This is a genomic window from Stenotrophomonas sp. 112478_Sma (genome assembly GCF_056479905.1).
In genome coordinates this window covers 4055711-4077926 of sequence record NZ_CM151072.1, presented here as the reverse complement: position 1 = coordinate 4077926, position 22216 = coordinate 4055711, and the positions used below count along the sequence as shown (strand labels likewise).

The following is a 22216-nucleotide window of genomic DNA, read 5'->3' as shown; positions in this document are numbered from 1 at the left end:
CCGGAGAAGCCAGGGCCGGACGAAATTGACCCTAAAGTTGGCAGGATTTTTGCAGATAACCCAATAGCACCCATCGTGGCTGGCGCCGAAGGCGCCCGTGACCGGAATTGGAACAGGGGCCGGTACAGGCGCACGATGGGGGAGCAGAGGGCCGGCAGTCGGGGGACTGTCCGGCCCTGTTTTTCTTCGCGGAAGGCATCCGCAAAAACAGACGGCCCCGCATTGCGGGACCGTCTGTCTTCAGAGGTGCCGACATCCGACAGGGCCGGAACAGGGGGGATCCAGATGTTCCTGTCGGATATCGACGTAGAGCTTTCCGCGACGGCCCATACCGCTTCTTGTCACTTTGTGACGCGGGCCGTCACAACCGCTTTAGATTGCCGCTTGGACCGTGTGAAATGCAAGACGGTTCAGCGCTCAAGTGTGCGCTGCGTCGCACGATCCATGTTGCGCCAGGGGGAACCGTTCATCCTGGGCGCACTCGGTGCCGGCGCCGGGCGGGCCGGCGGTGCCGGGCGCTGCACGCTCGGCTGCGGCGGGCGTCGCATCGAGTCCATGTTCCGCCACGGTGAGCCGCCATTGTTCTCGCGCGGCGGACGCGGAGGACGGTTCTCGCCATTGCCCGGCGGGCGCGGTGGCGGGCGGTGATTGTGCGGTGGACGATAGATCGGACGCGAGTAGTACGGGTAGCCATAGCCGCCGTAATAGCCGCCATAGCCTCCGTAGTACGGGCCGTAGTTGTAGGGATAGCCGGCGGGGTAGCGGTACTCCACCGACGGCGCACCGTGGTAGTAGCTGCCGCTGCGGCCACCGCCGACATAGTCGTAGGTGGTGCAGCCGGTCAGGGCCAGCAACAGGCCACCGGCAAGCATCAGGCGCGTTTTCATGTGGGTCCCCCCAGAACGGGTGTGCAGTCAGCTTCGGGCGTGGGCATTGAATCGGCCCTTAATTCCACCACCCAGGATGAATGGCGGCGAAGGCCTGCATGCTGGCATGACCTGTGCCGGGGTCGCCAGCACGAGGGCATACGTTAATCTTGCGTCATGAGCGATTCACTGTTGCCCCGTGCCGAAGATGTCCTGGCTGCCGCCGCGAGGATCGCGCCGCACGCAAGTGTGACGCCGGTGCTGCGCTCGCGCACCCTCGACACGCTTGCCGGCGCACGCCTGGCCTTCAAGGCCGAGCACCTGCAGCGGGGCGGCGCGTTCAAGTTCCGGGGCGCCTGCAACGCCGTCTGGTCGCTGTCGGACGAGCGCGCCGCACGAGGTGTGGTCACCCATTCATCGGGAAACCATGGCGCGGCCCTGGCGCTGGCGGCACGGACGCGGGGCATTCCCTGCCATGTGGTGATGCCCGAGGGCGCCGTCGCCGCCAAGCTGGCCAACATCGCGCGCCATGGAGCCACGCTCTGGCGTTGCGCGCCGACCATTGCCGAGCGTGAGGCCACCTGCGCCAGGGTACAGGCCGACACCGGTGCAACCCTGGTGCACCCGTATGCCGATCCGGCGGTGATGGCAGGGCAGGGCACCGCTGCGCTGGAACTGCTGCACAGCGACGGGCCGTTCGACGTGCTGGTGGTGCCAGTGGGCGGTGGTGGCCTGGCCAGCGGTACTGCGCTGGCGCTGCAGCTGGCCGGCCCGCAGACCCGGCTGGTGCTGGCCGAACCGGCTGGTGCCGACGATACCGCCCGCTCACTGGCCGCCGGCGAGCGGCAGGGCGCGTTCACCCCCGATACCGTCTGCGATGGCCTGCGCACCCTGATCGGTGCGCCCAACTTCGCGCTGCTGCGTGCTGCCGGTGCGGAGGTCATCGTGGTCGACGACGCCGCCACCCTGGCTGCGATGCGCCTGCTGTGGGAGGTGCTCAAGCAGGTGGTTGAACCGTCTTCGGCGACGGTGCTGGCGGCGGTGCTGTCCCAGCCGGAACGGTTTGCCGGGCAGCGGGTGGGCCTGGTGCTGTCCGGTGGCAACGTCGATCTTCCCGCCCTGCGCTGGGGCATGCCTTGAGCCGCGGCCGGCACCGCGAGCGTACCGGCCTGTTCGGTTGGGCGTGGCGGCTGTTCGTGCTGCTGGTGATCTGGCTGCTGGGCGTGACCGCATGGATCGTCTGGGTGGGAGAGCGCGATCAGGCCGCCCAGGCCGATGCGATCATCGTGCTCGGTGCGGCCGCCTATGACGCCAAGCCGTCGCCGGTCTTCGAGGAGCGCATCCGTCATGGCCTGGACCTGTACGAGGCCCGGTATGCGCCGCTGCTGATCTTCACTGGGGGGTATGGCGGCAGCGGCGCCCGCTTCTCCGAATCGCAGGTGGCGCGGCGCTATGCGCTCAAGCACGGCGTTCCGGACGACGCGATCCTGATTGAAACCGCTTCGCGCAACACCGTGCAGAATCTGATCGAGGCCAAGCGTCTGATGGACCAGCGCAACCTGCACCGGGTGATCATCGTCAGCGATCCGCTGCACATGGCACGCGCGCTGCGCCTGAGCCGGGCGCTGGGCATCGATGCGCTGGCGTCATCGACGCCGAGCACCCGCTTCCGCAGCTTCCACACCAGCTGGCGTTTCCTGCTGCAGGAAATCTATTTCTTCCATCGCGATCTGGTGCGGCCACCGCTGAGTTCGCCGGCCAATACCTGAGCGGCTGCCGCCTGCTTTGGGTGGGTGCCGACCTTGGTCGGCACAACCTGCCAGATCGCGATGCCGCAGGCATTGTGCCGACCAAGGTCGGCACCTACCAGAACGGATTCCGTGCATGAGTCGGTAGTCGCCGACCTTGGTCGGCACATCACCCGTGATCGATCGATCAGGTCTGCTTGCGACGGATCGGAATGGCCGACACCGGTACCGAGGCCACGTCGTGGCCGCCTTCGCGGATCGGTGCGCCCGGGTCCGGTGCCCAGGCATGGGCATAGATCACTTCCCAACTGCTGGGCAGCGTGCCATCGGCACGGCGCATCGGCTCGTAGGCGGCCGCCGCAGCGGCGAAGCGCCCGCGGCCGGTCAGCGTATGCCGACGGTCCACCCGTGCATTGGTCGCGCCCATCGCCCGCAGTTCGCGCATCAAGGCGGGCAGATCCTCGTAGGTCAGGGTGAACAGGTCGCGGTCCAGCACGGGGTCGCGGAAGCCGGCCATCATCAGCGCGTCGCCGAACTGTGCGATCTGCGCGAAACGGCTGACGTGCGGGCGATCATCGGCAGCAGCGAACGCTTCGTTGAGCTCGATCAGGGTTTCCGGCCCGAAAGTCGAGCACAACAGCAGGCCGCCGGGCTTGAGCACGCGGCGGAAGCCGGCGAACACTGCAGGCAGATCGTCCACCCATTGCAGGCAGAGATTGCTGAAGATCACATCCACACTGTTGTCGGCCAGCGGCAACGCCGCCGCATCGGCGCACAGGCGCTGGAAGGGCTTCCACCACCCGGCCTGGCGCCTGGCCTGATCGAGCATCGGCAGGGCGATATCCAGCGCGATCACCTGTGCCTTCGGCCAGCGCTTCTTCATCAGTGCGCTGGCATGGCCGGTACCGGCACCGATGTCCAGCACCACCTCGGGCCTGCGTGCCTCCAGGTAGTCCAGCGATTCCACCAGCCGTGACTGCACTTCGCGCTGCAGGGCAGCGGCGGCGTCGTAGCTGCTGGCGGCGCGGGAGAACGCACGGCGCACATGGCGGGGATCGAAGTGGGACGGCATTGCAGGATCTCTCAGAACGTACCGGGGTAGGCGCCGCCATCGATCAGCAGGTTCTGCCCGGTGATGTAGCCGGCCTGTGCGCTGCACAGGAAAGCGCAGGACGCGCCGAACTCGTCGGCGGTGCCGAAGCGGCCGGCGGGGATCTGCTGGCGGCGGCGCTCGGCGATCTCTCCGGCATCGCCATCCTTGCCCGCGCTGTGGGCGAAGTTGGCGCGCAGGCGATCAGTGTCGAACTGGCCAGGCAGCAGATTGTTGAGGGTGACGTTGTGGGCGACCGTGCGCCGCGACAGACCGGCGACGAAGCCGGTCAAGCCACTGCGCGCGCCGTTGGACAACGCCAGGGTATCGATCGGCGCCTTCACCGCCGACGAGGTGATGTTGACGATACGGCCGAAGCCGCGTTCGATCATCGCGTCCACGGTGGCGCGGATCAGCGCGATCGGGGCCAGCATGTTGGCGTCCAGTGCAGCGATCCAGTCGTCACGCTCGAAGCTGCGGAAATCGCCCGGCGGCGGCCCGCCCGCGTTGTTGACCAGGATGTCCACCTGCGGGCAGGCGGCCAACGCAGCGGCACGTCCGGCTTCTGTGCTGACGTCGGCAGCGACCGCGTGCACCTCGCCGGCGCCGGGCAGTGCGCGCAGATGCTCGGCGGCGGCCTGCAGCGCTGCTTCGCCGCGCGCAACGATCACCACGTTCACGCCTTCGCGCACCAGTGCGCGCGCGCATCCCAGGCCCAGCCCCTTGCTTGCACCGCAGACCAGGGCCCAGCGGCCCTTGATACCCAGATCCATGCGTCAGCCCTGCGCAGTTCGAAGGAACGTCATTGTCCGTCATCCGCCGGTGTCAGGCCGGCAACGAAGCGTTGCAGGACGGCGGCCACTTCGTCGGCGTGGCCGAGGAAGGGGGCGTGGCCGCCGTGAGCGATGGTCAGCGCCTGTCCGCCGGGCGCGAGCGCCGCTGCAGCCTGTATGGCGGCCGGTGGCACCAGCCTGTCGCGTTGACCGGCGATCCACAGGCTGGGCTTGCCCAGTGCCGGCAGGGCGCCGCGCAGGTCGGTGCTTTCCAGCAGCTGCAGACCCTCCCGCAGGGCGCGTGCGGTCGGGGCACCGCGCTCCACCAGGCGCTGGCGCAGGGTGCGAAGTTCCTCGCGGGCGTGCGCCGAACCCATTACATCCAGGGCCAGGAATCGTTCCAGCGTGCCACCGAAATCGCTGGCCAGCTCACGGCCGAACTGCTCGAACACGGCCGGCTCCACCGCATGCGGCCAGTCGTCGCCGCGCACGAAGCGGGGCGTGGCAGCGATCATCGCCAGTCCCCGCACTTTCGGCAGGGTCGCCGCGGCATGCAGTGCGAACAGCCCGCCCAGCGACCACCCGCACCACACCGCCGGTGGCGTGGCGGCGGCGATCGCGTTGACCACGAAGGGCAGGCGCAACGGCGTGGTGTCCCCGCGGCTGTGGCCGTGTCCGGGAAGATCGACCAGGTGCAGGGTGAACTGCTGCGCCAGGCGCTGGACCAGCGGCGCGAACACACCGCCCTGCAGGGCCCAGCCGTGGATCAGTACCAGGTCCGGCCCCTGGCCGGCGACTTCGATATGCATGCGGAAACCAGCCGAACCTCAAGCCAGGGCCGGCAACGGCGGTGGCGCGGCCTCGCGCGGCGTGATCGAGAGGCGATCACGCGCGCTGGCGATGGCCTCGACCAGCCCCCGCACCTGGTCTGCCGTGTGCAGGGCAGAGAGGGTGACGCGCAGGCGTGCCTTGCCTTCCGGAACGGTCGGCGGGCGAATCGCTCCGACCAGCCATCCCGCCTGCTCCAGCGCCTTGGACAGCGCCAGTGCGGTGTGGTCATCGCCGCACAGCAGGGGCTGGATCGGTGTCTCCGATGCCATCAGGTCCAGCCCGTGGCGGCGCGCTTCGCCGCGGAACAGTGCGATCAGGTCGACCAGCTTGGTGCGGCGCCAGTTGTCGCGGCGTGCCAGGCGCACTGCTTCCAGTGCCGCCGCCGCCAGCGCCGGCGGCATCGCGGTGGTGTAGATGTAGGGGCGGGCGGTTTCGGCCAGATGCTCGATCAGGTCTTCGCGGCCCAGCACCACCGCGCCGGCGCTGCCCAGCGCCTTGCCCAGGGTGACCAGTTGCAACGGCACGTCGTCCACGCCCAGACCGGCGGCCGCCACCGTGCCCCGGCCATCGCCGACCACGCCAACGCCATGTGCATCGTCCACATAGAACAGTGCCTGCTGCAGGCGCGCGACCAGTGACAGTGCGCGCAGCGGCGCGACGTCGCCGTCCATGCTGAAGACACCATCGGTGGCCAGCATCGCTGCGCCATCGGCTGCGTGCCTGAGCTGGCGCATGGCCCCTTCCGCATCCAGGTGCGGATAGCGGCGCAGGCGTGCGCCCGCCAGCCGCGTGGCATCGAGCAGACTGGCGTGATTGAGCTTGTCCTGCACGCAGACGTCGTTCTCTTCGCTCAGCAGCGCCTGCTGCACCGCCAGGTTGGCGGCAAAACCGCTGCCGAACAGCAGTGCGCGCGGGTAGCCCAGCCACTCGGCCATTTCGCGTTCCAGAGCATCGTGCATCGCGTGGTGGCCGCAGACCAGGTGCGATGCGCCGGCCCCGGCGCCTTCGCGGGCGGCCGCGTCCTGCAATGCATTGACCACGCTGAACTGCTGGGCCAGGCCCAGATAGTCGTTGCTGCAGAAGCCGGTCAGCCAGCGGCCTTCCACTTCCAGGCAGACGCCATCGCGGCGGGTGACCGTGCGCCGTGGGCGGCGACGACCTTGGGCATCGCGCAGCGCGCGCTGGTCCTGGATGCGGGCGGTGAGGTCGGGGCGGGCCATGGCGGCGGGAGGCGGCGACGGGGCGGCTAGGGTAGCGCGTTGCCGCGACGCCTGCTCGGGCCCCGTCTCAGGCTGCGTGAGCGCAGCCGCAGCCGGGTGCATCGCTGCCGATATCGGCATGCACGGTACCGCCGTGGTCGTGGCCCTCGGCGTCCACCTGCACCGCCATCGGCTGCAGGCCCAGCCGCGCGAACAATGCCAGATCGCGCTCGCTTTCCGGGTTGCCGGTGGTCAGCAGCCTGTCGCCATAGAAGATGGAGTTGGCGCCGGCCAGGAAGCACAGCGCCTGCAGTTCGTCGCTCATCGCCTCGCGGCCGGCCGACAGGCGCACCATCGAACGCGGCATGGCAATGCGTGCCACCGCGATCATTCGCACGAACTCGAACGGGTCCAGTTCGGCACTGCCGTGCAGCGGCGTACCGGCCACCTGCACCAGTCTGTTGATCGGCACCGAATCCGGATGGGCCGGCAGCGTGGCCAGGGCCAGCAGCAGGCCCACGCGCTGCGCCCGCGTCTCGCCCATGCCGACGATGCCGCCGCAGCAGGTCTTCAGGCCTGCATCCCGCACGTGTTCCAGCGTGTCCAGGCGGTCCTGGTACTGGCGGGTATGGATGACCGAGTCGTAGTAGTCCGGCGCGGTGTCGAGGTTATGGTTGTAGTAGTCCAGGCCGGCGTCCTTCAGTGCCCGTGCCTGGTCGCCACTGAGCATGCCCAGCGTGGCGCAGGTCTCCAGGCCCAGTGCCTTCACCCCGGCGATCATCGCCGCCACTTTCGGGATGTCGCGATCCTTCGGCGACCGCCAGGCCGCGCCCATGCAGAAGCGCGACGCACCGGCAGCCTTGGCCTGGCGCGCCTTGGCCAGTACCGCTTCGGTGTCCATCAGCTTCTGTGCGTTGACGCCGGTGCTGTAGCGCTGGGCCTGCGGGCAGTACGCGCAGTCCTCCGGGCAGCCGCCGGTCTTCACCGACAGCAGCGTGGAGACCTGCACCCGGGCGGGGTCGAAGTGCTCGCGATGGACTGCAGCGGCGCGGAACAACAGGTCGGGGAGGGGGAGTTCGAACAGCGCCTGCAGTTCATCGTGTTGCCAGTCGTGGCGGACGGCAGTGGCCATGGCGGGACCCGGGTACGAGTGGAGCGAGGGCGGCAGTGTGGAGGGGGGGGGAAAGGCTGTCAACCCATGAGTGTTTTTAGTGGTTTACAGTGCATCGGTTGATCAGGCCGACGCGGATGGCCGCGTTTCACCGCTTCCTGCAAGGCTTGCGGCCACAGTGACTACTGCCCAACGGAAGCGCTTGCGCGCAGACTCTGTCCCATGACCGATCTCCATCGTCTTCGCGGACGCATCGCCGCGCTGGTCCTCAGCGAGGCCTGGCGCCGCCGCGCCGCACTCTGGGGCGGTGCCGTGGCCGTGGCGCTGGTGGCCATTCTGTTCGCCAAGGCCAGCGACGCGGCGTTCCATCTGTTCCAGCGCATCACCACCCATTCGCCGTGGTGGGCGCTGCTGCTCACGCCAGGCATCTTCGCGCTGCTGGCATGGCTGACCAGCGGTGTACTGAAGCCTACCCGCGGCAGCGGCATTCCCCAGGTCATCGCTGCGCTGGACAAGCCGGATGCCTCGTTCCGCGCGACGAATCTTTCACCGGCGGTATCGGCCGGCAAGCTGCTGCTGACGTCACTGTCGTTGTTGGGCGGTGCTTCGGTCGGCCGCGAAGGTCCGACCGTGCACGTGGGTGCAAGCCTGATGTACCTGTTCGGTCGTTGGTTTGGTTTCAAGGACCCGCGTGAGCTGTCGCACTTCCTGCTGGCGGGCGGCGCCGCAGGCATCGCGGCAGCATTCAATACCCCGTTGGCAGGCATCGTGTTCGCCATCGAGGAACTCAGCGGCCGCTTCGAGCACCGGTTCTCGGGCACGCTGCTGACGGCGGTGATCGTCGGTGGTGTGGTATCGCTGGGTCTGCTGGGCAACTACACCTACTTCGGCCGTGTTTCGGCGCGGCTTCCGCTGGGCCAGGGCTGGCTGGCGATCCTGCTGTGCGGTGTGGTGGCGGGATTGCTGGGAGGACTGTTCGCGCGCGCCGTACTGGCGAGCGCGGCAGGCCGTCCGCGCTGGCTGGGGCAACTGCGCCAGCGCCATCCCGTGCTGTTGGCCGCCGGCTGCGGCCTGGTGGTGGTGGCGCTGGCGATGCTGTTTGGTGAAGGTGCGTTCGGCACCGGCTACGAACAGGCACGCAGTCTGGTGCAGGGTCACGCGCTGGTGGGTCATGAGTTCGGGTTGATGAAGCTGCTGGCCAATCTGGCCTCCTATGTGGCCGGTATCCCCGGGGGCCTGTTCTCGCCTGCGCTCGCGGTCGGTGCCGGGTTGGGCCACAACCTGGCCGTGCTGATGCCCGGCGTGGATCCACGCGCGTTCGTGCTGCTCGGCATGTGTGCGTATCTGACCGGCGTCACCCAGGCGCCGCTGACCTCCGCCGTGATCTCGCTGGAACTGACGGACAGCGGTGACCTGCTGCTGCCGATTCTGGCCACGGTACTGATTGCCCGTGGGGTATCCGGTCTGGTGTGCCGGGTGCCGATCTATCGTGGCCTGGCCGAGCTGCTGATGGTGCCTGGGCCATCGGCCGATGCCACGTCCGTCGATCCCGGTCGAAAGTAGGTGATCCGCGTACGTGCCCGGCAGATGCTGCCAGGGAGAGGCGACCGGCAGCCACCCTGGCAGGCCATGCAGTAGGGGGCATGGTGGGTCATGCCCGTCGGGACACGATGACGGGCATTTCACCGACCCATGTCTGGTCCGTCCGCCGATGGCGTCGCTGCCTGCCATGCGCGAGCCTGCCGCATGCGCATCGTCCACCGCATCGTCGCCGGGGCCCCGTTGCAACGGCTGCTGCGCCTGCTGATTCCACTACGCTGCCTGGTCTGCAATGACCCGGGTCACGACGAGCTGGATCTCTGTCGGGCCTGCTACGCCGGACTGCCGTGGTCGGGTCGCGCCTGCCTGCGCTGCGCGCTGCCGCTGCCGGATGCGGCCCTGATCGTCTGCGGCAGCTGCCGCGAGGAGGCACCACCGCAGCTGGCCACGCACGCAAGCCTGCTGTACCTGCCGCCGGTGGACCAGCTGCTGGTGCGCTACAAGTTCCATCAGGACCTGGCGGCCGGACGCCTGCTCGCGCAGCTGATGCAACGCGCGCCGCCGCCCTGGTCGTGCGCGCCGCTGGTGCCGGTGCCATTGCATGATCGGCGCCTGCGCCAGCGTGGTTACAACCAGGCCGCCGAACTATGCCGGTTGCTGCCGATGCCGGTCTGGCAGGGCCTGTACCGTCGCCGGCATACGGCACCACAGTCCGAACGCACGGCCGAACAGCGCAGGGACAACCTGTTCGACGCCTTCGATGCACATGCGCCGGTGCCGCCGCGGCTGACCGTGGTCGATGATGTGATGACCACCGGCAGCACCGTGATGGAAATCGCCGAGACACTGCGCTGCGTGGGGGCCGCAGAGGTGCGCGTGTGGGTCTGCGCACGGGTTCCGTGATCGCCCTCTTCATCGCCAGGGGCTAGGATGAAGCCGATTCCGGATCGAAGGAGTGGTCATGAATTCCCCCTTGTCTCCCCTGTTGTCGGCGGTCGGTCGCAGCTGGTGGATCCTGCTGCTGTATGGCCTGGTCGCACTCGGCTTCGGCATCATCGCGATCGGCTGGCCGCTGTCGGCGGCGACGGCGCTGGCCTGGACGCTGGGCGTGATGGCCATCATCGAAGGTGTCATCAGCCTGTTCGCGCTGATCAGCGGTGGCAGCGGTGCCTCGCGTGGCTGGCTGGCGCTGTATGCCATCGCCTCGCTCGGTTTCGGCATTCTGGCGGTGATCAATCCGCTCGCCACCGCCAGTGTGCTGGTGCTGTTCCTGGCGGCGTGGCTGCTGGTGGCCGGCATCTATCGCATCGTGTACGCAATCCGCGTGCGCAGGCAGATCCAGGGCGAGTGGTTGCTGATACTCAGTGGTGTGCTGGCGGTGGTGCTGGGCCTGCTGTTTGCGGCCAATCCCTACGCGGGCGTGGCCGTGACCACGCTGTGGATCGGCATCGGCAGCCTGCTGTATGGGCTGCTGCAGGTGCTGGTGGCATTCAAGCTGAGGAAGCTGAAGTGAGGCGGGCGGGTTCGTTTCTGCTGGTCGCGGTGCTGGGCCTGGCCGGTTGCATGCCCGGCGCCACAGCGGATGCGGAGGCTGGCAGGGATCATGCGCCGCGTCCGGGCGTGGATGTGCGTCTGAGCGCAGTCGATGCTGCCGGCAATGGCACACCGGTGCAGTGGCAGGGTGAAACACTCGCGCTGCGCGAGCCACCGATCGCCGACAGTGCCGACATCGCCGATGTCCGTTACGTGCTGGACCAGAGCCAGCAGCCCGGCCTGCAGATCCGCTATCGCAAGGAGGCACAGCAGCGCATCCACGATGGCACGGCCGCACTGGTAGGGAAGCGGGTGGAGATCAGCGTGGATGGCCGCGTGCTGACGGTGGCGACGGTGAGTGGTCCGTTCGGCGAATCGATGATGTTGAGTGGCCTGCCCAGCGTGGCCGAGGCGCAGGAACTGGCATGGCACATCACCGGCCAGCGGGTGCCGGCGCCCTGAACCCTGCTCAGCGCTGCCTGGTCGCGAATCTGGCCTCGATTTCCTCCAGCGACCTGCCCTTGGTTTCCGGCAGCCAGAACGCAGCCACCAGGAAGAACACGAATGTGCATGCCGCCCAGAACAGGAACATGCTGGCGTAGCCATAGTGGCCCACGGTCGGCAGGAAGATCGCGGCGATGGTGGTGGACACGAACTGATTGATCAGCAGCGCGATGCTCATGCCATTGGAGCGGATCCGGTTGGGCATCAGCTCGGACAGTGCCAGCCATACGCAGACGCCAGGGCCCACCGCGAAGAAGGCAACGAACACGAGGATGCAGGCGGCCACCGCCCAGCCGTGGGCGGGCGTTGGCACCGGTCCGATCCGCGCCTGCTCGATGCGCAGCGGTGCGTGCGCTGCGCCGGCCGGGTCTGCGAACGGATTCAGGTGCAGGGTGCGGAAGAAGGCGCCGATGACGCTGTCCGGCTGCACGGTGCCGGCACGGTCGATGCGCAGCTCGTGATCGATCAGGTTGTCACTGCGAAGTGCGCGCACGTTGGTGAAATCGCCATAGGCGTAGGACACGGTCAGCTGCATCGGACGGCCTTCGCTGTCGATGCCGTCAGTGAGGCGTTGCCACTGTGCCTCGTCCAGTACCAGATGCAGGCCATCGCCGCTGGCTGCGGCCTGCAGCTGCGGCTGCACATCGGCGCGGCCGCGTTCGGCCTGGAAGAACAGGGTGGCGGCGGCCAGCAGCGCCACGCAGATACCGCCGCTGCCGAGCATTAGCAGGAACTTGCGGCCCTTGCGATCGACCAGCAGCAGCGCGACCACGGTCATCACCGCATTGAGCAGCTTGATCGCCACGTCGGCGCCATTGGCCACCGAACCGGACAGGCCCGCCTGGTTGAGGATGTTCACCGCATAGGCGAGCACCGAGTTGATGCCGGTGGCCTGGGTGCACGCCAGGACCACGCAGGCCAGCGCGAACGGCACCACGTAGCGGCGGCTGAGCAGCGGATCACGCCTGCCGTTCGTGCCACTGGATTCCGGTGCCTGGATGCGCGCGAGCGTGGGCTCGACCTCGGCGGCCGGCAGCACCCGCAGCAGGCTGCGACGGGCGTCGTCCACCCGACCACGGCGGGCCAGCCAGCGCGGAGACTCCGACAGCCAGAAAATGCCGGCACAGAACACCAGGCCCGGCGTCAGGCAGCTCCAGAAGATGGTCCGCCACGCATGGTCCTTCACGGCGAACAGTTGCTGCGCCTGCTGTGCCAGCGGCAGCGAGCGCACGGTTTCGGCAGCGGCATCCACGGCCTGGGCGTGGTACAGGCCGATCAGCGCCGCCAGCACGAGTCCGATGGTCAGCAGCAGCTGGAACATCGCTGCACCCCGGCCACGCCGCTCCGGACTGAGCACCTCGGCCAGGTACAGGGGTACCACCACTCCGATCAGGCCGCCGCTGATGCCCTGCAGCAGTCGGCCCAGCAGCAGCGGCGTGTAGCCCGAAGCGAGCGCCATGATGGGAATGGAGGCGGTGAACAGAACGCCAGCCAGCAGCATCGCGCCGCGGCGTCCGATCAGGTCGGCCACCATGCCGGCAAACAGTGACGACAGCACACTGCCCAACAGAACGGCTGCAACGACGAATCCCAGCTGCTGGCTGCTGAGCTGCCAGGCCTGGCTGGCGGTCGCTTCCAGATAGGGCAGGGCACCGGCAATGATGCCGATATCGATGCCGTACAGCAGGCCGCCGAGGCCGCCGATGAAGAGCAGATAGCGTACGGGCCAGCGCGGAGCGGTGCTTGCAGTCATCGGCAGTTCCTGTGGTAGCGCCGGACCCTGCCCGGCGGCGGTTCTTCGCAGATTGCGTTCTGTGGCGCCGCGCCATGCGTGGCTCTACGGCAGGGATGTTGCTCAGTGCAGCTCGACCACCCGGCCACCCACCACCACCTGCTGCAGGCGCAGTCCAGCGTCCAGCACCACCAGATCGGCGCGGGCGTCGGGCGCGATGCGACCGCGATCGCCCAGGCCCAGGTAGTCGGCCGGGAACGTGGAAACGCGCTGCGAGGCGTCGGCCAGATCCAGCCCCACACGCACCAGGTTGCGAAGTGCCTGGTCCATGGTCAGCGCGCTGCCGGCCAGCGAACCGGTCGCCAGCCGCACGCAACCGCCACACTTGTGCACGCGCTGTTCGCCCAGCGCGTACTCGCCATCCGGCATGCCGGTGGCGGCCGTAGCGTCGGTCACCGCGTACAGGCGCGGAATCGCGCGCGCGGCCAGGCGGATCACGCCGGGATGGATGTGCTGCAGGTCGGGAATGATCTCGGCGTAACGTGCATGGGCGAGCGCCGCCGCCGCGATGCCCGGGCGATAGTGATCGACGCCGGTCATGCCGTTGAACAGATGGGTGAAGCCGGATGCACCCGCCTGCAGAGCGGCTACACCTTCTTCGTAAGTACCCGCGCTGTGGCCGAGCTGCACACGGATGCCCATCGCCGAAAGCGCAGGAATCAGCGCCGTGTGTTCGCCGATCTCCGGCGCCAGCGTCATCACCCGGATCGGTGCCAGCGCATGCAGCTGCTGCACCAGTGCCAGCGTCGCCTCGATCGTACGGTTGGGCTGTGCGCCCAGGCGCTGAGGGCTGATGAACGGCCCTTCCAGATGCACGCCGGCGATGCATGCGGCCTCGTCGTCCGGTGCTGCCATGGTGGCGGCCACGCCCTGCAGGGCGTACTCGATCTCGTCCAGGCCGGCGGTCATGGTGGTCGCCAGCAGGGTGGTGGTACCAAAGCGCAGGTGGGTGCGGGCGATGGTGCGGGCCACATCGCCGCCCTGCATCAGGTCTACACCGGCAGCGCCGTGCACATGCAGATCGATGAAACCGGGAAGGATCACCTGCAGCTGCGGGTCATCACCGCCGCTGTGGTCGTCCACCTGCAGCTGGCGCACATGCGAGTCGAAGTGGACATGCCCACGTCGCCACCCCAGCGGGGTGAGGATGCGGCCATGCAGGGAACGGGTGTCGGTCATGCGGGCGGCTCGGCGATGATCACTTCGATGCCCAGCCGCTGCAGGCCCTCGCGGGTTGCGTCGTCGATGCCGGCGTCGGTGATGACGGTATGGATCTGATCCAGGCGGGCGATGCGATGCAGGCTGACACGGCCGAACTTGGAGGCGTCGGTCAGCACGACGATGCGCCGCGCGCGCTCGACCATGCGGTGGTTGAGGCGCGCTTCCGCCTCATCGTGGGTGGTCAGGCCGAACTGCAGGTCCAATCCGTCCACGCCCAGGAACAGGGTGTCGAAGCTGTAGGAATTGAGGCTGGCCTCGGCCTGGCTGCCCTGCAGCGACAGCGACTGCTGACGCAGCAGCCCGCCCGTCAGCAGCACATTGATGCCGGCAGCATTGGCCAGTTCCCACGCGATGTTCAGGCCATTGGTCATCACCGTCACATCGCGGCGGCCACGCAGATGGCGGGCCAGCGTCATGGTGGTCGAACCGGAGTCGATGATGATGTTGTCACCGGCCTGCACCAGGTTCGCCGCGCAGGCGCCGATGGACTCCTTCAGGGGCAGATTCAGCGCATCCTTTTCATGGATGTCCTGCTCCTGCGGAGGCGTGCGCACCAGATTGGCGCCACCGTGGGTGCGGTTGGCCAGGCCCTGCGACTCGAAGTGGGTCAGGTCGGCGCGGATCGTCACCGCGGACACGCCGAAGCGCTCGACCAGATCGGCCACCTGCACCGAGCCGTGCTCGATCAGCAGCTGCAGGATCTGTTGCCGGCGGGAGCGGGTGTTGCGCATGGCGGAGTCTCGGGTCTGCTGTGAGGGGTAGAGATTAGCCGTTCGCAGCAATGCCGGCAGCGGATCGTGTTTCCTGACCGCGTTTGCCTGCCTGGTTGGCGCTGCAGGCGCGGGCATACTCGCCCAGGCACTGGCCGATGCGGTGCTGCACCAGGGCCGTCGGCGTGTTGGCCAGGCGGCCGTCACGCACGGCGCGGTACTGCTCCGGCAGGTACTGGCTCAGCAGCACCAACGGTGGCGTGTGCTGCTCCAGGTTGGAGAACAGCGTCTGCACGGCGCGCAGCAGTGCCGGCTCGCCCCAGTAGTAGCGGCAGCGGTCACTGAAGGAATAACTGCGCAACAGGCGCAGTGTCGCCTGGTCACCCTGGTAGTAGGGTTGCCAGTACTTCGGCTGCGCCATCATCACCTCCTCCAGCACCTGTGGCAGGCGCGAGCACTGCGCAGCCGGCAGCAGCGCCTGTTCGATCGCTGCCAACGCGAACAGCGCCTCACGATAGGCGAAGGTGGCGGCGGGGCCGACCTTGAGGATCGCGAAATGATCGCGGACCAGCGCATGCAGTCCGCTTTCGCGCTGGTAGTCGGTGGAGTGCGCCTCGAACACGATGCGCGGCTGCTGTTCTAGGAAGTCGGCCAGCGCATTGGCGGCGACCGGATCGTACTCGTGCACGCTGCTGTGATCGAAATCCACGCCCGGCTGCACCACCATCGCGATGACGCGCTGCCAGGCATCGCGCAGTTCGGGGGTATCGAATGCCTGCTGGTGGATGGCCAGGGTCTGCGCGGCGGCTGCCGGCGTGGTCACCTGCAGGCCGCCGGCCAGCGAGGCTTCGCCGCCGGGAACGGGCACTTCGGTGCCGATCACGTACACCGGCGCCGGCAGACCGAGCTGGGCAGCCGTGCGCTCGGCGATCGTCGCCAGCTCCGACGAACGCGCGGCCACGGTGGCATCAGGCAGCGGCACCGGATCGTCGGCGCAGGACATGCTGCAGTCCAGGTGGATCTTGTGGAAGCCGGCGGCCACGTAGGCTTCGATCAGCACGCGCGCGTGGGCCATCGCCTCGGCGGCGGGGCGCTTCTGCCAGGCGTTCGGACCGAGATGGTCGCCGCCCAGGATCAGCCGCGTGCGCGGAAAGCCCTCCTCATCCGCAAGCGTGCCGACATAGTCGCGGTACTGCGGCGGGGTCATGCCGGTGTAGCCGCCGAACTGGTCGACCTGGTTGGAGGTGGCTTCGACCAGCAGCACCGTGTCGTGTGCCAATGCCACGTGCATGGCCGCGCGCAGCACCTGTTCGTTGCTGCAGCAGACGCTGTACAGGCCCACATTGTGGCCGGCGCGGTGGGAGGCAAGCAGGGTCTGCAACGGGGACATGGTCATGCTCCGAACAATCAGGAAAACGAGGGTTGGCAGGCAAGCAGCGCGGCACCGCGCGCGCCACCGGCATCGCCGAAGCGCGGGGGCACGATCGGCGGCACCTGCACGCCGTTGAACAGATGGGCAGCGATTGCCGCCGGCAGCTGCTGGTACAGCGGGGTGTACTGCGAGAGGCCGCCGCCGAGCACGATCACATGCGGGTCCAGGGCCAGCACCAGCGCAGCGAGGCTGTGGCCGAGCAGGTCGCGGTGGATGTCCAGCGCGCTGCGTGCACGCGCATCGCCGCCTTCGGCCAGTGCGATCACCGCACTGGCATCGACGGCCGCGCCGCCCAGGTGGCGTTCGATCATCGCCAGACCGCTGCCGGATACATAGCGCTCAACGCAGCCCTGCAGGCCGCACGCGCAGTCGATCAACGGCAGGCCGTGACGCTGCAGCAGGTGGCCCGGCACGCTCCAGTGGCCCCACTCCCCGGCCAGGCCGTTGAAGCCGGACAGCAGGCGGCCCTGCAGGCAGAAGCCGCCACCGGCGCCGGTGCCGAGGATCGCGCCGAACATGCTGGGGTAGCCGTCGGCTGCGCCGCCATGCGCTTCGGACAAGGCGAAGCACTGCAGGTCGTTGCCGAAATGGAGCGGACGCTGCAGGCGTGCCTGCAGGTCGGCCGCCACACTGTGGCCGGTCAGCGCCGGCACGTTGGCACTCAGCTGGCGGCCCGTGCGGCGGTCACGCACACCGGGCAGCGCGATGCCGATGGCCGCATCGTTGCGGCCCAGTGCGGCGTCGGCGTCGGCGACCAGCGCCACCACCGACCGCAGAAAGCCATCGTAGTCACCCTGCGGAGTGGCCACCCGGCGGCGCCAGGTGACCTGCATCGCCGCATCGCACGCCACCAGCTCGATCTTGGTGCCGCCGATATCGACGCCGTAGCAGGCATGGGCGATCAACTCAGCCATGGTGGATGGTGACACCCTTGACCACGCGGTTCACCGTGCCGTCGGGGAACGGATTGTCCGGGGTCAGCCCCAGCGCGGCCGAGCGCTGCAGTGCGAACAGCTGGCCGAAGGCCAGCCACACCGGCGCCAGCCAGGGATCACCCAGAACCGGCTCCAGGACGGGTACGGCGAGGGTGTAGTCATCGTCGGCACCGATGTCCGAATGCGGGCCGATGGCCAGCACCTGGCCGGCCACGCCGTCGCGGCGCAGCTCGTCCAGCAGATCCTGCTCGTAGCGGCGTGCAAGCGGCTGCACGCTGCGCAGCACGATCACCAGGGTGCTGCCATCCAGCGTGGATTTCGGGCCGTGGCGGAAACCGAGCGGCGTGTTGGCCAGCGCCAGCACGCGGCCGGCGGTCAGCTCCAGCACCTTCAGCGCGCACTCGCGCGCCAGCGCTTCCAGCGGACCGCTGCCCAGGTAGATGACGCGGTTGAAGGGGCGCTGTGCCAGCGCGGCCACCGGTGCATCCCACTGCGCCTGGCCTTCGCGGGCCAGCGCAGCGAGCTGCGTCAGGCGCGCCACCCGCGTCTGCCACGGTGAGCGGTCGAACACGGTCAGCGCGGCCAGCAGCATGCAGGTCAGGCTGCTGGTCATCGCAAAGGCGCGGTCGCAGCTGGCCGACGGCATCAACAGGGTGCAGGTATCGGCACGGCCGGCACCGCGCCGGGCCAGTTCGCCATCGGCGTTGCAGGTGATGTCGAGGAAGCGTGCGTCGTCCACGTCGCTGCGCACACGGTCCACCGCTGCCACGCTTTCCGGGCTGGAGCCACTGCGGCCGAACGAAACCAGCAGGGTGGGGCGGTCGCGTTGCAGATACAGCGCCGGATGGGTCAGCAGGCTGGTGGTATGCACCACACGGACGTCAGCGGCCCACTGCGCGTTGATCGCATCGGCCACCATCTCGGCGATGAAGCCGGAACTACCGGCGCCAGTGAACAACACGCGCTGATCGGGATTGTCGAGGCGGTCGCCCAGGAACGCCTGCAGGCGTTCGCGGGCCTGCAGCAGATCCTGTGCAAGCGCGTCCCACAGTGCTGGCTGCTGGGCGATTTCAGTAGCGGTATCGGCTCCGCCCCGGCGCTGCCAGGCGGACACATCGGAAAGCAGGGTGACGTCCATTCGGAGGTTCCAGTTGGGCCATCGCACGATCTGTGTTTTCTTTCGAAATGTCAAATACCGAAAGCAAAAAGAAAGATAAAGAGCGCTTGGCGTTTGTGGTAGACCGCAATCGTCCAAAGCGAAAGGAATCGAAAAATGCCGTATCGCACCAAGCTTAACAGGGGGGTGCAAGCGATTACACAAAGTACTGCGCCGCATCACCTTTCGTTTCAGTCGAACTTATCTTACTTTTTGCTTTCCATTTGTTGACATCTTTCGAATCCCTGCCCTAGAGTCGGCCCAACCGCTTTCGAAACGCCCGGTGAACGGGTTGGGAGTCCGCGTGGAAATCTGCATTCGTCGCTCGCCGCTGATGCCGGCCCTGTTGCCGGTGCTGCTGCTGGCGTCCATGTCGGCCCACGCCGAACCCATCGGCAACCTGCGCTCGGTCACCGCCAGCAAGGCGGGCACGCCCGCCTGGGACCTGCAGACCGACACCGGCGCGCGTGTGCGCATCGAACTGCCGGCTGCCGACATTGTCCGTGTGCAGGCGGGGCGCAAGGGGGTACTGACCGGATCCGGCGACAAGGCCGCGCCGATCGTGCTGCCCCAGCCCAGTGCCGACGTGCAGGCACAGCTGGAAGAAGATGCGCAGGAGATCCGTCTGCGCACCGGCGCACTGGTGCTGCACGTACAGCGCCAGCCGCTGCGCCTGCGGTTGGAGCGTCTGGACAATGGTCAGCCCACTGCGTTGTGGCAGGAGCTGCAGCCGCTGGACCTGGATGCTGCACAGAGCGTGCAGGTACTCTCGTCGCAGCCCGACGAAGGTTTCTTCGGCGGCGGCCAGCAGAACGGCCGTTACCAGTTCAAGGGACGCGAGCTTGAGGTGTCCTACTCCGGTGGCTGGGAAGAGGGTGATCGACCGAGCCCGGCGCCGATGCTGCTGAGCAGCCGCGGCTGGGGCATGCTGCGCAATACGTGGAGCGACGGCAGCTACGACCTGCGCCAGCCCGATCAGTCCACCCTGCTGCATCGCGAAGATCGTTTCGACGCCTACTACTTCGTCGGTGCCGATCTGCCGGCATTGATCGAGCGCTACACGCAGCTGACCGGCCGCCCCAACATGGTCGCGCGCTGGGCGCTGTCCTATGGCGATGCCGATTGCTACAACGACGGCGACAACGCGAAGAAGCCGGGCACCGTGCCCGAGGGCTGGAGCGATGGCCCGACCGGCACCACGCCTGACGTGGTCGACAGCGTGGCCAAGCAGTACCGGGCACACGACATGCCCGGTGGCTGGATCCTGCCCAACGACGGCTATGGCTGCGGCTACAAGCAGTTGCCCGAGACGGTGAAGGGTCTGGCCGGATACGGCTTCCGCACCGGCCTGTGGACGGAGAACGGTGTCGACAAGATCGCCTGGGAAGTCGGCAAGGCCGGCAGCCGTGTACAGAAGCTGGATGTGGCCTGGACCGGCAAGGGCTATCAGTTCGCGATGGACGCCAACCGCCAGGCGTTCAATGGCATCGTCGACAATTCCGATTCGCGTCCCTTCCTGTGGACGGTGATGGGCTGGGCCGGCATCCAGCGCTACGCGGTTGCCTGGACCGGTGACCAGAGCAGCAGTTGGGATTACATCCGCTGGCACGTGCCGACCCTGGTCGGCTCGGGATTGTCCGGCATGGCCTATGCCAGTGGCGATGTCGATGCGATTTTCGGCGGCAGCGCCGAGACCTACACCCGCGACCTGCAGTGGAAGGCCTTCACTCCGGTACTGATGGGCATGAGTGGCTGGTCGTCGAACGCGCGCAAGCACCCGTGGTGGTACGACGAACCCTACCGCAGCATCAACCGCGATTATCTGAAACTGAAGATGCGGCTGACGCCGTACATGTACGGGCTGGTGCACGACGCCGCGCAGACCGGCGCGCCGCCGGTGCGTGGCTTGATGTGGGATTACCCCCGCGATCCGCACGCGCAGGACGAAACCTACAAGTATCAGTTCCTGCTGGGCCGCGATCTGCTGATCGCACCGGTCTACCGCAGCCAGGCGGCCAGCCGCGGCTGGCGGCGCGACATCCATCTGCCGGCCGGTGGATGGATCGACTACTGGGATGGCCGCCGCGTGCAGGCCGGCGCCGAGGGCCGTCAGCTCGACCGCCAGGTCGACCTTGCCACGCTGCCGGTGTTCGTGCGCGCCGGGGCCATCCTGCCGATGTATCCGTCGATGCTGTTCGATGGCGAGAAGCCGCTGGACGAGGTCACCTTCGATCTCTATCCGCAGGGCGAATCGCAGTACACGCTGTACGAAGACGACGGCAACACCCGCCGCTACCAGCAGGGCGAATCGAGCACGCAGCAGATCCGCGTGCAGGCGCCGGCACAGGGCAGTGGCCCGGTCCAGGTGCAGATCGCGGCCGTGCAGGGTACCTACCAGGGCCAGCTGGCGCAGCGTCGCTACGGCCTGCGCGTGTTGAGCCGGCAGGCCCCGCGCGCAGTGCAGGCCGGCGCCCGTGTGCTGCCCGCGCTGGCCGACGCGGCAGCCTTCAACGGTGCCGACGAAGGCTGGTATTTCGATGCCCGTGAGCGTGGCGGCACCGTCCATGTGCGTACCGCCACGCAGGATATCCGCCAGCCACTGCAGGTGCAGCTGGACTTCGCCGTGACCGCGGCCGCTGCGGACGATGCTTATCCGGCCGCGCCGGTGCTCGGCCGCGAGCTGCCGGCCGACAGCCTGCTGGTGGTCAACCGCCCGGCGGAAGAGCCCGGCCATCCGCTGGAGAACGCGTTCGACGATGACCCGTCCACCTGGTTCCGCAGCGTGCGCAACCAGGCCGTGCGCACCGGCGCCCACGAATGGGTGGTCGGCTTCGGTGAGCGCCGGATGATCGACGGCATCGAGCTGGCGCCACGCAACGACAAGAACTGGAAGCATGGCCAGGTTCGCGACTACGAGGTGTACCTGGGCGACAGCAATGGCGAATGGGGCGAGCCGATCGCCCGGGGCCGGCTGCAGTTGAAGGAAGGAATGCAGCGCATCGACTTCCCCGCACACGCCGGTCGCCTGCTGCGTTTCCGGGTGCTGAGCGTGCAGAACCCCGAAGGCGACGGCGCCAGCAGCACCGACCCGATGGTCACTGCGGCACAGGGCAGCGCCCGCGCGTTCGACGCGTTGCAGCCACGCGATGTCGGCCCGATCGCGCTGTCCACCTTCCACATCCTCGAGCACCAGGAACCGGAGCGACCGGCCCGGCAGCGCTATCTCTCCGAGCTGCCGGTGCCGGCCGCGCTGGCCAGCCAGATGCGCGCCGACCAGGCGTTCCGTGGCGAGGCCGGCATGCGCATGAACGGCCTGCAGTTCCGCCGCGGCCTGGGAGTGGGCGCGAACAGCCGCATCGACCTGCGTCTGCAGGGCGGCTGGCGCCTGCTGCGTGCGGATCTGGGCATTGATGATGCCTGCCGCAGCGCAGGCGGCCTGCAGTTCCAGGTCTGGGGCGACAACCGCCTGCTCTACGACAGCGGCCTGGTGAAGGCGCCCGGCGTGGTCAAGCCGGAGCTGGACATCCGTGGCCTTACCACCCTGAGCCTGCGCACGCTGGGTGCGCAGGGCAGTCAACCCGCCCAGGTCTGTGCCAACTGGGCCAACGCCGTGCTGATCGGCCAGGAGGGCGACTCCGCCAGCATCGTCGCCCCATGACCCCTTCGTAACACCGCTCCTCCCCCGCCCATACCGACTGCGGCCTGCTGGCCGTGGCCCGGGAGCGTTTTGCCCGCTGATCCACATTCGCGCCGCACCCCTGCCAGGAGAGAACCCC

Annotated in this window: 19 protein-coding genes; 7 read left to right on the top strand and 12 right to left on the bottom strand. The window is 68.1% G+C overall.

Annotation, left to right across the window (positions count from 1 at the left end):
- Positions 1-410 precede the first annotated feature (410 nt).
- Positions 411-887, bottom strand: a complete 477-nt coding sequence (locus ACZK08_RS18555) for a hypothetical protein (protein WP_053517985.1) — start codon at positions 885-887, stop codon at positions 411-413.
- A 156-nt stretch (positions 888-1043) separates the two neighbouring features.
- Here ACZK08_RS18555 and ACZK08_RS18550 point away from each other — a divergent pair, with 156 nt between their 5' ends.
- Together ACZK08_RS18550 and ACZK08_RS18545 are read left to right on the top strand one after the other, a co-directional pair.
- Positions 1044-2006, top strand: coding sequence for a pyridoxal-phosphate dependent enzyme (locus tag ACZK08_RS18550; RefSeq protein ID WP_065181464.1), 963 nt, complete (start codon positions 1044-1046; stop codon positions 2004-2006).
- Positions 2003-2635 carry a YdcF family protein gene (locus tag ACZK08_RS18545; protein ID WP_111187213.1) on the top strand — a complete coding sequence of 211 codons (633 nt, stop codon included), beginning with the start codon at positions 2003-2005 and terminating at the stop codon, positions 2633-2635. The genes ACZK08_RS18550 and ACZK08_RS18545 overlap by 4 nt, the downstream gene beginning before the upstream one ends.
- Positions 2636-2801: 166 nt before the next feature.
- Here the strand turns inward: ACZK08_RS18545 and bioC are convergent, their stop codons facing one another.
- The 5 genes from bioC to bioB form a co-directional block, all read right to left on the bottom strand.
- Entirely contained in the window at positions 2802-3686 is an 885-nt protein-coding gene (bioC, locus tag ACZK08_RS18540; RefSeq protein WP_053517990.1) for a malonyl-ACP O-methyltransferase BioC, read from the bottom strand.
- Between the two features lie 11 nt (positions 3687-3697).
- Entirely contained in the window at positions 3698-4477 is a 780-nt protein-coding gene (locus tag ACZK08_RS18535) for an SDR family oxidoreductase (RefSeq protein WP_053517992.1), read from the bottom strand.
- A 29-nt stretch (positions 4478-4506) separates the two neighbouring features.
- Positions 4507-5286, bottom strand: coding sequence for a pimeloyl-ACP methyl ester esterase BioH (bioH, locus tag ACZK08_RS18530; RefSeq protein ID WP_065181465.1), 780 nt, complete (start codon positions 5284-5286; stop codon positions 4507-4509).
- A gap of 18 nt (positions 5287-5304) precedes the next feature.
- Positions 5305-6528 carry an 8-amino-7-oxononanoate synthase gene (gene bioF / locus ACZK08_RS18525; RefSeq protein ID WP_065174317.1) on the bottom strand — a complete coding sequence of 408 codons (1224 nt, stop codon included), beginning with the start codon at positions 6526-6528 and terminating at the stop codon, positions 5305-5307.
- 67 nt (positions 6529-6595) lie between these two features.
- Positions 6596-7639: a biotin synthase BioB gene (gene bioB / locus ACZK08_RS18520; protein ID WP_065181466.1), complete on the bottom strand. Its 1044-nt coding sequence runs from the start codon at positions 7637-7639 to the stop codon at positions 6596-6598.
- A gap of 201 nt (positions 7640-7840) precedes the next feature.
- Between bioB and ACZK08_RS18515 the strand changes: the two genes are divergently transcribed.
- The 4 genes from ACZK08_RS18515 to ACZK08_RS18500 all read left to right on the top strand — a co-directional run bounded on the left by ACZK08_RS18515 (position 7841) and on the right by ACZK08_RS18500 (position 11152).
- Positions 7841-9181 (top strand): chloride channel protein, encoded by a 1341-nt coding sequence (locus ACZK08_RS18515; protein WP_065181467.1) that lies wholly within the window; start codon positions 7841-7843, stop codon positions 9179-9181.
- Positions 9182-9364: 183 nt separating this feature from the next.
- Positions 9365-10060: a ComF family protein gene (locus ACZK08_RS18510; protein ID WP_065181468.1), complete on the top strand. Its 696-nt coding sequence runs from the start codon at positions 9365-9367 to the stop codon at positions 10058-10060.
- A gap of 58 nt (positions 10061-10118) precedes the next feature.
- On the top strand, positions 10119-10670 hold the full coding sequence (locus tag ACZK08_RS18505; RefSeq protein WP_053518003.1) for an HdeD family acid-resistance protein: 552 nt from the start codon (positions 10119-10121) through the stop codon (positions 10668-10670).
- Positions 10667-11152 carry a SecDF P1 head subdomain-containing protein gene (locus tag ACZK08_RS18500; protein WP_478452346.1) on the top strand — a complete coding sequence of 162 codons (486 nt, stop codon included), beginning with the start codon at positions 10667-10669 and terminating at the stop codon, positions 11150-11152. The genes ACZK08_RS18505 and ACZK08_RS18500 overlap by 4 nt, the downstream gene beginning before the upstream one ends.
- Before the next feature lie 7 nt (positions 11153-11159).
- Here the strand turns inward: ACZK08_RS18500 and ACZK08_RS18495 are convergent, their stop codons facing one another.
- The 6 genes from ACZK08_RS18495 to ACZK08_RS18470 all read right to left on the bottom strand — a co-directional run bounded on the left by ACZK08_RS18495 (position 11160) and on the right by ACZK08_RS18470 (position 18422).
- A complete protein-coding gene (locus tag ACZK08_RS18495) occupies positions 11160-12947 on the bottom strand; it encodes an MFS transporter (protein WP_065181470.1) in 1788 nt (595 codons plus the stop codon).
- Between the two features lie 102 nt (positions 12948-13049).
- Positions 13050-14165: an N-acetylglucosamine-6-phosphate deacetylase gene (locus tag ACZK08_RS18490; RefSeq protein WP_065181471.1), complete on the bottom strand. Its 1116-nt coding sequence runs from the start codon at positions 14163-14165 to the stop codon at positions 13050-13052.
- Positions 14162-14938 carry a DeoR family transcriptional regulator gene (locus tag ACZK08_RS18485; protein WP_053518011.1) on the bottom strand — a complete coding sequence of 259 codons (777 nt, stop codon included), beginning with the start codon at positions 14936-14938 and terminating at the stop codon, positions 14162-14164. The genes ACZK08_RS18490 and ACZK08_RS18485 overlap by 4 nt, the downstream gene beginning before the upstream one ends.
- A gap of 34 nt (positions 14939-14972) precedes the next feature.
- Positions 14973-16307, bottom strand: coding sequence for a D-tagatose-bisphosphate aldolase, class II, non-catalytic subunit (locus tag ACZK08_RS18480; protein ID WP_065181619.1), 1335 nt, complete (start codon positions 16305-16307; stop codon positions 14973-14975).
- Positions 16308-16324: 17 nt separating this feature from the next.
- Positions 16325-17263, bottom strand: a complete 939-nt coding sequence (locus tag ACZK08_RS18475; RefSeq protein ID WP_065181472.1) for an ROK family protein — start codon at positions 17261-17263, stop codon at positions 16325-16327.
- Positions 17256-18422, bottom strand: coding sequence for an SIS domain-containing protein (locus ACZK08_RS18470; protein WP_065174327.1), 1167 nt, complete (start codon positions 18420-18422; stop codon positions 17256-17258). Before ACZK08_RS18470 ends, ACZK08_RS18475 begins: the two co-directional genes overlap by 8 nt.
- Before the next feature lie 322 nt (positions 18423-18744).
- On the opposite strand from ACZK08_RS18470, the gene ACZK08_RS18465 reads away from it, so the two are divergent.
- Entirely contained in the window at positions 18745-22098 is a 3354-nt protein-coding gene (locus ACZK08_RS18465) for a TIM-barrel domain-containing protein (protein ID WP_065181473.1), read from the top strand.
- The last annotated feature ends 118 nt before the right edge of the window (positions 22099-22216 follow it).

Bases quoted from the DNA above. Each gene is read 5' to 3' on its own strand.
- ACZK08_RS18505 (WP_053518003.1), top strand. From the start codon at position 10,119: ATGAATTCCCCCTTGTCTCCCCTGTTGTCGGCGGTCGGTCGCAGCTGG.
- ACZK08_RS18470 (WP_065174327.1), bottom strand. From the start codon at position 18,422: ATGGACGTCACCCTGCTTTCCGATGTGTCCGCCTGGCAGCGCCGGGGC.
- ACZK08_RS18485 (WP_053518011.1), bottom strand. From the start codon at position 14,938: ATGCGCAACACCCGCTCCCGCCGGCAACAGATCCTGCAGCTGCTGATC.
- ACZK08_RS18535 (WP_053517992.1), bottom strand. From the start codon at position 4,477: ATGGATCTGGGTATCAAGGGCCGCTGGGCCCTGGTCTGCGGTGCAAGC.
- ACZK08_RS18510 (WP_065181468.1), top strand. From the start codon at position 9,365: ATGCGCATCGTCCACCGCATCGTCGCCGGGGCCCCGTTGCAACGGCTG.
- ACZK08_RS18480 (WP_065181619.1), bottom strand. From the start codon at position 16,307: ATGTCCCCGTTGCAGACCCTGCTTGCCTCCCACCGCGCCGGCCACAAT.
- ACZK08_RS18495 (WP_065181470.1), bottom strand. From the start codon at position 12,947: ATGACTGCAAGCACCGCTCCGCGCTGGCCCGTACGCTATCTGCTCTTC.
- ACZK08_RS18475 (WP_065181472.1), bottom strand. From the start codon at position 17,263: ATGGCTGAGTTGATCGCCCATGCCTGCTACGGCGTCGATATCGGCGGC.
- ACZK08_RS18555 (WP_053517985.1), bottom strand. From the start codon at position 887: ATGAAAACGCGCCTGATGCTTGCCGGTGGCCTGTTGCTGGCCCTGACC.
- ACZK08_RS18550 (WP_065181464.1), top strand. From the start codon at position 1,044: ATGAGCGATTCACTGTTGCCCCGTGCCGAAGATGTCCTGGCTGCCGCC.
- ACZK08_RS18490 (WP_065181471.1), bottom strand. From the start codon at position 14,165: ATGACCGACACCCGTTCCCTGCATGGCCGCATCCTCACCCCGCTGGGG.
- ACZK08_RS18515 (WP_065181467.1), top strand. From the start codon at position 7,841: ATGACCGATCTCCATCGTCTTCGCGGACGCATCGCCGCGCTGGTCCTC.
- bioF (WP_065174317.1), bottom strand. From the start codon at position 6,528: ATGGCCCGCCCCGACCTCACCGCCCGCATCCAGGACCAGCGCGCGCTG.
- bioH (WP_065181465.1), bottom strand. From the start codon at position 5,286: ATGCATATCGAAGTCGCCGGCCAGGGGCCGGACCTGGTACTGATCCAC.
- bioB (WP_065181466.1), bottom strand. From the start codon at position 7,639: ATGGCCACTGCCGTCCGCCACGACTGGCAACACGATGAACTGCAGGCG.
- bioC (WP_053517990.1), bottom strand. From the start codon at position 3,686: ATGCCGTCCCACTTCGATCCCCGCCATGTGCGCCGTGCGTTCTCCCGC.